Here is a 9,096-nt window from a genome sequence, read left to right as displayed (position 1 = left end):
GAGGTGCGCGACGCCGCGCCGCGCACCTCGGCCGAGGCCGTGCGCGCGGCCGCCGATGCCATCCGCAGCGGCGAGAACACCGTGCTGATGCTGGGCGGCGCCGCGCTGCGCGGCCGCGCGCTGGAAGTGGCGGGCCGGATCGCCCGCGCCACCGGCGTGCGCCTGATCTCCGAGACCTCCAATCGCCGCATCGAGCGCGGCCGTACCCGCACGCCGGTGGACCGGCTGCCCTATCCGATCGATCTGGCCGTGGCCAAGCTCAAGGACGCGCGGCGCCTGGTGCTGGCCGGCGCGCGCGCCGGGGGGCTTCTTCGCCTATCCCGGCAAGCCCAGCCTGCTGGCGCCGCCCGACTGCGCACAGGTCGTGCTGGCCACGCAGGAACAGGATCTGGCGCAGGCGCTGGAATGGCTGGCCGATGAGCTGGGCATCGCCGCCGACGCGCCGCGCCTGACCGCGCCGGCGCCGACCTACGAGGTGCCCGCCAGCGGCAAGCTCACCGGCGCCGCCGTCAACATCCTGGTCGCGCATACCTTGCCCGAGCAGGCCATCGTGTGCGATGAATCCATCACCCAGGGACGTGAATTTCCGCTGTACAGCGTCAGCAGCGCGCCGCACGACTGGCTCATGCTTACCGGCGGCGCCATCGGCATCGGCCTGCCGCTGGCCACCGGCGCGGCGGTCGCGTGCCCGGACCGCAAGGTGGTCACGCTGCAGGCCGACGGCAGCGGCATGTACACGCTGCAGGCGCTGTGGACCCAGGCGCGCGAGAACCTGGATTGCCTGACCATTATCCTGGCCAATCGCTCCTACGCCACGCTGCACGGCGAAATGAAGAATGTGGGCGTTCAGGAGCCCGGCCGCAACGCGCGCCGCATGCTGGACCTGCAGGAACCGAGCCTGGAGTGGGTGTCGCTGGCGCGTGGCATGGGCGTGGACGCGGTCAGCGTGGATACCATCGAGGGCTTTGCCGATGCCCTGCGCGCGGGACTGAAGCGGCGTGGACCGTTCTTGATCGAAGCGCTAATCTGAGGCGCTCGATTCAAATCAAGAAAGGGGAAAGCGCATCATGAAGTTCGCCGAGTTCAAGGACGGCATGCTGATCAAGGCCGGACCCGTCATCGTGACGGAGGCCGAGATCCTGGAGTTCGCCCGCAAGTTCGATCCGCAGTGGTTCCACACGGATCCCAAGCGCGCGGCCGAGGGGCGCTGGGGCGGGCTGATCGCCAGCGGCTGGCATACCTGCGCGCTGGCCATGCGCATGGCGGTGGACGCTGCGCTGCATGATTCAGAGTCCTTCGGCTCGCCCGGCCTGGGCGAGGTGCGCTGGCGCGTGCCGGTGCGCCCCGGCGACCAGCTGAGGCTGGACGCCAGGGTGCAGGGCGTGCGCAAGTCTTCCTCGCGTCCGGACCTGGGCATCATCACCTGGGCCTGGACGGTGCTCAACCAGCACGACGAAGCCGTGCTGGAGCTGGACGCGACCAGCCTGTTCGACCTGTCCGGCAACGCCTGAATCCGGGGCGGGCCGTCGCTAGCGCTTGCCGACCTGCCCGATGATTGCCACGGCGTCAGGGCCGGCGGTCGCCTTCCAGGCGTTCACGGATTCCGCCGCCGCGTCTTTCAACGCCTTGCGCACGGACGCCGGCACCTTGGTATTGATGGTCACGCCGTTCTTGCGCATGTTGGCGTAGTTCTGCCGCAGCCGGCCGTCGATGCGTTTCCATTGCTCGCTTTCCGTCTGCGCGGCGGCTTGGTCGATGGCGCGGCGCGCGCGGGCATCCAGCGACTGGTAGGCCTGCAGGTTCATCGTCGCCACCGAGACCGGCATGGCGTAGTTGATCTCGGCGAAGTGAGGCAGGTGTTCCCACAGCTTGCGGCCGGCGCCGCCGTCGCCCGAGGACAGCACGGCGTTGACCTCGCCCGAGGCGATGCGCGGCATGGCGTCGGCGAAGGAAATGTTCTGCGCTTGCGCGCCGGCCTTGCGCAGCACGTCCTGCGAGGTGGCGTCGTAGGCGCGGATGTTCAATGACTTGAGCGTGGCCAGGCCGTCGATCTTGCGCTTGGACCAGATGCCCGAGGCCGGCCACGGCGTGGTGTAGAGCAACTTCTGGCCATGTTCGGCCAGCAGCTTTTCATAGGCCGGCCGCGCGGTCTTGTTGAGGCTGCGCGCCTTGGCCAGCGAGTCGGCCAGGAAGGGCAGCGAAGACACGCCGAACAGCGGGTACTTTTCCGCCAGCGCGCCGGCGAAGGCATCGCCCGCGTCGACCTTGCGCGTTTGCACGGCGGCGATCATGTCGCCGGACTTGATGCCCTTGGCCGCGTCATAGCTGGCCTCGATGATCACCTCGCCGCCGCTCTTGACCCGCACCAGCTCGGCGAAGGTGGACACGCCTTGTCCGGGCATGGATGTGGCCGGGTATTCGGTGGCCATGGTGAGGGTGGTGGCGGCGTGCGCGCCATGGCCGATGAATGCCATGGCGATGCACGCCATCAGGCGCTGGGATGGGTTGCCTTGCATGCGCGACTCCTGGTCGGTCGAAAAAAGCCGGGGTCGGACACGCAAAAGGGGGGCGCAAACGCCAGGGAAAGTGCCAGGCCAATATGCCTACAGCGTACGGCGCGGGCCAGATTGTCGCCATGCGGGCTTTCGCGGATACGGCGAACGCCAGGCGAAAAAAAACCGGCACTAGGGCCGGTTTTCTTCGAGGGCAGGGCGGATCAATAGAACGCCTGAATGCCCGTCTGCGCGCGACCCAGGATCAGGGCGTGCACGTCGTGGGTGCCTTCGTAGGTGTTGACCACTTCCAGGTTGACCAGGTGGCGCGCCACGCCGAATTCGTCGGAGATGCCGTTGCCGCCCAGCATGTCGCGCGCCAGGCGGGCGATGTCCAGGGCCTTGCCGCAGGAGTTGCGCTTCATGATGGAAGTGATTTCCACCGCGGCCGAGCCCTCGTCCTTCATGCGGCCCAGGCGCAGGCAGCCTTGCAGCGCCAGCGTGATCTCGGTCTGCATGTCGGCCAGCTTCTTCTGGATCAGCTGGTTGGCGGCCAGCGGGCGGCCGAACTGCTTGCGGTCCAGCGTGTACTGGCGGGCGGTGTGCCAGCAGGCTTCGGCGGCGCCGACAGCGCCCCAGGCGATGCCGTAGCGGGCCGAGTTCAGGCAGGTGAAGGGGCCCTTCAGGCCGGCCACGCCGGGCATCATCTGCTCGGCCGACACTTCCACTTCGTCCATGACGATTTCGCCGGTGATCGAGGCGCGCAGGCCGACCTTGCCGTGGATGGCCGGGGCCGACAGGCCCTTCATGCCCTTGTCGAGGATGAAGCCGCGGATCTTGCCGTCGAAGTCGCCGCCCACGCACTTGGCCCACACCACGAACACGTCGGCGATGGGGGAGTTGGTGATCCACATCTTGTTGCCGGTCAGCTTGTAGCCGTCGGCGGTCTTGACCGCGCGCGTCTCCATGCCGCCGGGGTCGGAACCGTGGTTGGGCTCGGTCAGGCCGAAGCAGCCGATCCATTCGCCGCGGGCAAGCTTGGGCAGGTACTTCTGCTTTTGCGCTTCGCTGCCGAATTCGTTGATGGGCACCATCACCAGCGAGGACTGCACGCTCATCATGGAGCGGTAGCCGGAATCCACGCGCTCGACTTCACGGGCGATCAGGCCGTAGCTGACGTAGTTCAGGCCGGCGCCGCCGTACTCGGCGGGGATGGTCGCGCCCAGCAGGCCCAGTTCGCCCATTTCGGAGAAGATCGCCGGATCGGTCTGCTCGTTGCGGAACGCGTTCAGCACGCGCGGGGCCAGCTTGTCCTGCGCGTAGGCCTGGGCGGCGTCGCGCACCATGCGTTCTTCTTCGGTCAGCTGCTGGTCCAGCAACAGGGGATCTTGCCAGTGAAACGAGGGATTCGAGGACATGCTGGGTCTCCGTGATGGATTTCCGTATTCGGAATCGGAATGCTGAAAAGTTTAAACCTAAAATAATTCGGGCGGCAAGTCGGGTTTGCGCGGCCCCGAGCGGGGCCGCGCCGCAACGCCTGGCGGCGCTAGGACTTGGCCTGCAGGGCGGCGTCGCGGATCCGGGCCAGCGTGGTCGACGGGGAAATGGTCTCCGGATCGATCAGGCAATGCAGGATGGCCGGCTTGCCGCTGGCCAGCGCGCGTTCGAAGGCCGGGCCGAACTGCTCGCTGCTTTCCACCCGCTCGCCATGGCCGCCGAAGGCGCGCGCGTAGTCGGCGAAGTCGGGGTTCTTGAGCGCGGTGGCGGAAACGCGGCCGGGATAGTGTTTTTCCTGGTGCATGCGGATGGTGCCGTACATGCCGTTGTCGACCAGCACCACGATGATGGGCAGGTCGTATTGCACGGCGGTGGCGAATTCCTGGCCGTGCATCAGGAAGCAGCCGTCGCCGGCGAAGCAGACCACGGTCTTGTCGGGATGCACGCGCTTGGCGCCCACCGCCGCGGGCAGGCCATAGCCCATCGAGCCCGAGGTCGGGGCGAGCTGCGTGCCGTACCGGGTATAGCGGTGGAAGCGGTGCAGCCAGGTGGCGTAGTTGCCGGCGCCGTTGGTCATGATGGCGTCGGCCGGCAGCGTTTTTTCCAGGTAGGCCATGACCTCGCCCATCTGCAGCGCGCCGGGCGTGCGGATGGCGGCGGGGTCGCTCCACTTCAGGTACGACTCGCGCATGGCGCGGGTGTCGTCGGCCCAGGCGGGGGCGGCCGGCGCCTTCAGGCCGGCCAGCGCCTCGGCGAAAGCGGCGGGCGAGGTATTGATCGCCAGCGTGGGGCGGTACACACGCGCCAGCTCGGCGCTGTCGGGATGCACATGGACCAGCTTCTGGCGCGGCACCGGGATGTCCAGCAGGGTGTAGGCCTGGCTGGGGTTTTCGGACATGCGGCCGCCGACCAGCAGGATCAGGTCGGCGTCGGCCACGCGCTTGAGCAGCGCCGGGTTGATGCCCAGGCCCACGTCGCCGATGTAGCAGGGATGGTCGGCCGGGAACAGCATCTGGCGCCGGAACGACACCGAGGTCGGCAGCGCGTGGCGCTCGGCGAACGCGGCGAACTGCTGCACGGCCTGCTCGCTCCAGCGGCTGCCGCCCAGAATGGCGACGGGCCGGGTGGCCTTGGCCAGCAATTGTTCCAGGTCGGCCAACTGGCCGACCGAGGGCGCGGCGTCGATGGGCGCGTAGCGCGGCGCGTCGGCCACCGCGGCGGCCTCGACCAGCATGTCCTCGGGCAGCGCGATCACCACGGGGCCGGGGCGGCCCGAGGTGGCGATGTGGAAGGCGCGCGAGACCAGCTCGGGAATGCGTTCGACCTGATCGATCTCGGTGACCCATTTGGCCTGGGTGCCGAAGACGGCGCGGTAATCCATTTCCTGGAAGGCTTCGCGTTCGCGCATGCCGCGCTCGATCTGGCCCACGAACAGGATCAGCGGCGTGGAGTCCTGCTTGGCGATATGCACGCCGGCCAGCGCGTTCGATGCGCCCGGGCCGCGCGTGACCATGCAGATGCCGGGTTCGCCGGTCAGCTTGCCGTGCGCGTCGGCCATCATCGCGGCGCCGCCTTCCTGGCGGCAGACCGTGACCTGGATGTCGGCGTCGTGCAGGCCGTCCAGCACCGCCAGGTAGCTTTCGCCCGGCACGCAGAAAACGTGTTTGACGCCCTGGGCGACCAGCTGGTCTACCAGGATGTGACCGCCGAGACGGGATGCTTGCTGGGCCATAGGGGTATCGTCGCGATGAGCCGAGAATGAGATGACTGAGCATATGTGCCATCAGCGCACAATGCAATTGATAAAATTGCACAATCTATTGATTCCCCGGCACGTCGAGGCCGGCCATTCGGGGTTCCGTCCGCCATGAGAAACGGCATTCCCAATCTGAGCGCGCTGCAGGCTTTCGAGGCATCGGCACGGCTGGGCAGTTTTTCCCGCGCGGCCGAGGAACTGTCCCTGACCCATAGCGCCGTCTACCGGCAGGTCGCCAGCCTGGAGGCGCGGCTGGGCGTGCAGTTGTTCACCCGGGTGCGACGCCGCATTGCGCTGACCGAACACGGCGCCGAGTACGCGGGGCGGATCCGTCACCATCTGGATCAGATCGAGAAGGACACTTTTGGCCTGGTCAGTCGCACCGGCATGGGCCGCAGCATCCATATCGCGGTCGTGCCCACGCTGGCGACCACCTGGCTGATTCCCCGGCTGCCCGATTTCCAGCGCGCCCACCCGGACATCACCGTGAGCCTGTCGGTGCGCACGCTGCCCTTCCAGTTCAAGGACCAGCCCTTCGACGGCGCGCTGTATCACGGCGATGGCCTGTGGCCGGGCACCCAGGGCGCGCTGCTGTTCCCCGAGCGCGAGTTGGTGCCGGTGTGCGCGCCCGAGCTGGCCGCGCGCATCACCGGCCGAGGCGCCGAGGCGCTGGCCGGCCTGACGCACCTGCACCTGAGCTCGCGGCCGGACGCCTGGCGTCAGTGGTACGCGGCCAATCAGTACCTGTATGGTCCGCAGGCGGCGGGCGGGCCGCGCTACGAACTGTTCACGATGGTGATGGCGGCGGTGCAGGCCGGACTGGGCGTGGGCCTGATGCCGCGTTTCCTGGCGCAGCCCGCGCTGGACCAGGGGGCGCTGGCCTTGCCCGTGCCGCAATCGCTGACCGTCAGCCAGGGCTACTTCTTCGGCTATCCGCAGCGCAGCGAGCGCTCGGAAGCGCTCAAGCTGTTCGAGGCCTGGCTCCAGGCCGCGGCGGCGGGCGTGGGCGCGCGTTGAATGCGTAGAATGTGCGCCAGTCTTCTTCCCATGCCGCCTTCATGACTGAGACCCGCGCGCCGCTCGCTTCCCAGGCCGACATCGACGCTTTCATCGACGCCGTCTGGCTGGAGGACGGCCTGTCCGCCAATACGCTGGCGGCCTATCGGCGCGACCTGACCGGCTTCGCGCGCTGGCTGGAAGACCCGGAAAGCTACGCGCGCGAGATGGCCGACCGCTACGGCGAGGCGGCCGGCGGCCAGGCGCTGCCGGCCGGGCCGGCCAGGACGCTGGCGCAGGCCGGCAAGGCCGACATCGAAGCCTGGTTCGCGTTCCGCCACGAAGAGACCCGCGCGGCCACGGCCAACCGGCGGCTGGCGGCGCTGCGCCGCTTCTACGCCTGGGCCTTGCGCGAGCATCGCGCCGAGCGCGATCCCTGCCTGACGCTGGAGGCGGCCAAGCAGGCGCCGCGCATGCCCAAGATCCTGTCGGAGGCGCAGGTGGATGCCTTGCTGCGCGCCCCCGACCTGGAACAGCCCCGTGGCCTGCGCGACCGGGCCATGCTGGAAACGCTGTACGCCACCGGCCTGCGCGTGTCCGAGCTGGTCGGCGTGCGCGCGCTGGATGTGAGCCTGAACGAGGGCGTGGTCCGCGTGGTGCTGGGCAAGGGCGGCAAGGACCGGCTGGTGCCGCTGGGCGCCGAGGCGGCGCACTGGATCGACCAGTATCTGGCGCGCGCCCGTCCCGAGCTGGCCGCCGGGCGCGTCAGCGACGCGCTCTTCATCACCGGCCGTGGCGAGGCCATGACGCGCCAGGCGTTCTGGCAGCTTGTCAAGAAATACGCGGTGCTGGCCGACGTGCGCGCGCCGCTGTCGCCGCACGTGCTGCGGCACGCCTTCGCCACGCATCTGCTGAACCACGGCGCCGATCTGCGCGTGGTGCAGATGTTGCTGGGCCATGCCGATATCTCCACCACGCAGATCTACACCCACGTCGCGCGCGAGCGCCTGAAGGCGCTGCACGCGGCCCACCATCCCCGAGGCTGAGCGACGACCCGCCGCCTATTTTCCTTCCCATCCCGATCCATGAGCAAAGCCCGCCACGTTTCCGAAACGCCCGCCACGCAGTTCCTCAAGCAGAACAAGGTGGCCTACACGGAGCACACCTACGACTACGTGGACCATGGCGGCGCGGGCGAGGCCGCGCGCCAGTTGGGGCTGGACCCGCACGCGGTGGTCAAGACGCTGGTGATGGAGGACGAGGCCGCGCGTCCGCTGATCGTGGTCATGCACGGCGATCGCGAAGTCTCCACCAAGAATCTGGCGCGCCAGGCCGGGCTGAAAAAGGTCGCGCCCTGCCATCCCGACGTGGCGCAGCGGCATTCCGGCTATCAGGTCGGCGGCACGTCGCCGTTCGGCACGCGCAAGCGCATGCCGGTCTGGGTCGAGGCCGAGGTGCTGGATTACCCAGTGGTCTATATCAACGGCGGCCGTCGCGGTTATCTGGTCGGCATCGATCCCAAGGTGCTGGTCAGCCTGCTGGACGCCAAGCCCGTGACCGTCGCGCTGGAATAGGGGGCGTTCGACGCGTGGTAGCGGGATACCACCCGCGCCGGCGCGAGCAAGGCCACAATGGGCCGCAGGCAGAAGAACCGGCGTTGAAGCCGGCGCCCAGCCCCCATCCCCAGGAGACGAGAATGAGCAAGACTTTGCTGATGCTGGTCGGCGACTACGCCGAAGACTACGAAACCATGGTGCCGTTCCAGACGCTGCAGGCGGTCGGCTACGCGGTGCATGCCGTGTGTCCGGGCAAGAAGGCCGGCGAATCCGTGGCCACCGCGATCCATGATTTCGAAGGCGCGCAGACCTACAGCGAGAAGCGCGGCCACAATTTCGCGCTGAACTACGACTTCGACCGCGTCGAGCCGTCCTCCTACGCAGGGCTGGTGATTCCCGGCGGCCGCGCGCCGGAATACCTGCGCCTGAACGACAAGGTACTGGATATCGTGCGGGCCTTCGACCAGGCGAAAAAGCCGATCGCGGCCGTGTGCCACGGCGCGCAGCTGCTTGCGGCCGCCGGCATCCTGAAGGGACGCACCTGCTCGGCCTATCCGGCCTGCGCGCCCGAGGTGCGGCTGGCGGGCGGCACCTATGCCGAGATCGCCATCGATCAGGCCCATACCGACGGTAATCTGGTGACCGCGCCGGCCTGGCCCGCGCATCCGGCCTGGCTGGCCCAGTTCCTGGCCGTGCTTGGCACGAAGATCACGCATTGAGCTGAACGCGCCGCGGGCCATGTGCGGCGCGGTCACCAGATTACCGTCGGTATGGGCCTGATCGATGGCGATCTCGGCAT

General features: G+C 68.4%; 8 protein-coding genes and 1 pseudogene. 6 read left to right on the top strand and 3 right to left on the bottom strand.

The genetic code is table 11. The features are described from left to right. A pseudogene (locus tag AC6LJ5_RS29085) lies at positions 1-1,030 on the top strand (acetolactate synthase large subunit); the annotation flags it as partial. Positions 1,031-1,067: 37 nt separating this feature from the next. Then, on the top strand, positions 1,068-1,511 hold the full coding sequence (locus AC6LJ5_RS29080) for a MaoC family dehydratase (RefSeq protein WP_103275769.1): 444 nt from the start codon (positions 1,068-1,070) through the stop codon (positions 1,509-1,511). A gap of 18 nt (positions 1,512-1,529) precedes the next feature. On the opposite strand, the gene AC6LJ5_RS29075 is transcribed toward AC6LJ5_RS29080, so the two are convergent. From AC6LJ5_RS29075 to AC6LJ5_RS29065, 3 genes are all read right to left on the bottom strand, one after another. Further along, positions 1,530-2,516: a TRAP transporter substrate-binding protein gene (locus AC6LJ5_RS29075; protein WP_498142319.1), complete on the bottom strand. Its 987-nt coding sequence runs from the start codon at positions 2,514-2,516 to the stop codon at positions 1,530-1,532. Between the two features lie 200 nt (positions 2,517-2,716). Continuing rightward, positions 2,717-3,910, bottom strand: a complete 1,194-nt coding sequence (locus tag AC6LJ5_RS29070) for an acyl-CoA dehydrogenase (protein ID WP_103275767.1) — start codon at positions 3,908-3,910, stop codon at positions 2,717-2,719. A 128-nt stretch (positions 3,911-4,038) separates the two neighbouring features. Further along, complete coding sequence (locus AC6LJ5_RS29065) at positions 4,039-5,721, bottom strand: thiamine pyrophosphate-binding protein (protein WP_103275766.1); 1,683 nt, start codon at positions 5,719-5,721, stop codon at positions 4,039-4,041. A gap of 135 nt (positions 5,722-5,856) precedes the next feature. Here AC6LJ5_RS29065 and AC6LJ5_RS29060 point away from each other — a divergent pair, with 135 nt between their 5' ends. The 4 genes from AC6LJ5_RS29060 (at position 5,857) to AC6LJ5_RS29045 (ending at position 9,016) form a co-directional block, all read left to right on the top strand. After that, positions 5,857-6,762 carry a LysR substrate-binding domain-containing protein gene (locus tag AC6LJ5_RS29060; RefSeq protein ID WP_103275765.1) on the top strand — a complete coding sequence of 302 codons (906 nt, stop codon included), beginning with the start codon at positions 5,857-5,859 and terminating at the stop codon, positions 6,760-6,762. A 41-nt stretch (positions 6,763-6,803) separates the two neighbouring features. After that, on the top strand, positions 6,804-7,787 hold the full coding sequence (xerD, locus tag AC6LJ5_RS29055; protein ID WP_103276614.1) for a site-specific tyrosine recombinase XerD: 984 nt from the start codon (positions 6,804-6,806) through the stop codon (positions 7,785-7,787). Positions 7,788-7,826: 39 nt separating this feature from the next. Next, on the top strand, positions 7,827-8,315 hold the full coding sequence (gene ybaK / locus AC6LJ5_RS29050) for a Cys-tRNA(Pro) deacylase (RefSeq protein WP_103275764.1): 489 nt from the start codon (positions 7,827-7,829) through the stop codon (positions 8,313-8,315). A 122-nt stretch (positions 8,316-8,437) separates the two neighbouring features. Further along, positions 8,438-9,016, top strand: a complete 579-nt coding sequence (locus AC6LJ5_RS29045; protein ID WP_103275763.1) for a DJ-1/PfpI family protein — start codon at positions 8,438-8,440, stop codon at positions 9,014-9,016. Positions 9,017-9,096: the final 80 nt, after the last annotated feature.

The organism is Achromobacter sp. 1011791174 (assembly GCF_059760925.1).
Note: the sequence above shows the minus strand (reverse complement) of the source record. Positions and strands in the feature narration are given on the sequence as shown.

Coding starts and splice junctions, on each gene's coding strand:
- AC6LJ5_RS29080 (WP_103275769.1), top strand. CDS start 1,068: ATGAAGTTCGCCGAGTTCAAGGACGGCATGCTGATCAAGGCCGGACCC.
- AC6LJ5_RS29075 (WP_498142319.1), bottom strand. CDS start 2,516: ATGCAAGGCAACCCATCCCAGCGCCTGATGGCGTGCATCGCCATGGCA.
- AC6LJ5_RS29070 (WP_103275767.1), bottom strand. CDS start 3,910: ATGTCCTCGAATCCCTCGTTTCACTGGCAAGATCCCCTGTTGCTGGAC.
- AC6LJ5_RS29065 (WP_103275766.1), bottom strand. CDS start 5,721: ATGGCCCAGCAAGCATCCCGTCTCGGCGGTCACATCCTGGTAGACCAG.
- AC6LJ5_RS29060 (WP_103275765.1), top strand. CDS start 5,857: ATGAGAAACGGCATTCCCAATCTGAGCGCGCTGCAGGCTTTCGAGGCA.
- xerD (WP_103276614.1), top strand. CDS start 6,804: ATGACTGAGACCCGCGCGCCGCTCGCTTCCCAGGCCGACATCGACGCT.
- ybaK (WP_103275764.1), top strand. CDS start 7,827: ATGAGCAAAGCCCGCCACGTTTCCGAAACGCCCGCCACGCAGTTCCTC.
- AC6LJ5_RS29045 (WP_103275763.1), top strand. CDS start 8,438: ATGAGCAAGACTTTGCTGATGCTGGTCGGCGACTACGCCGAAGACTAC.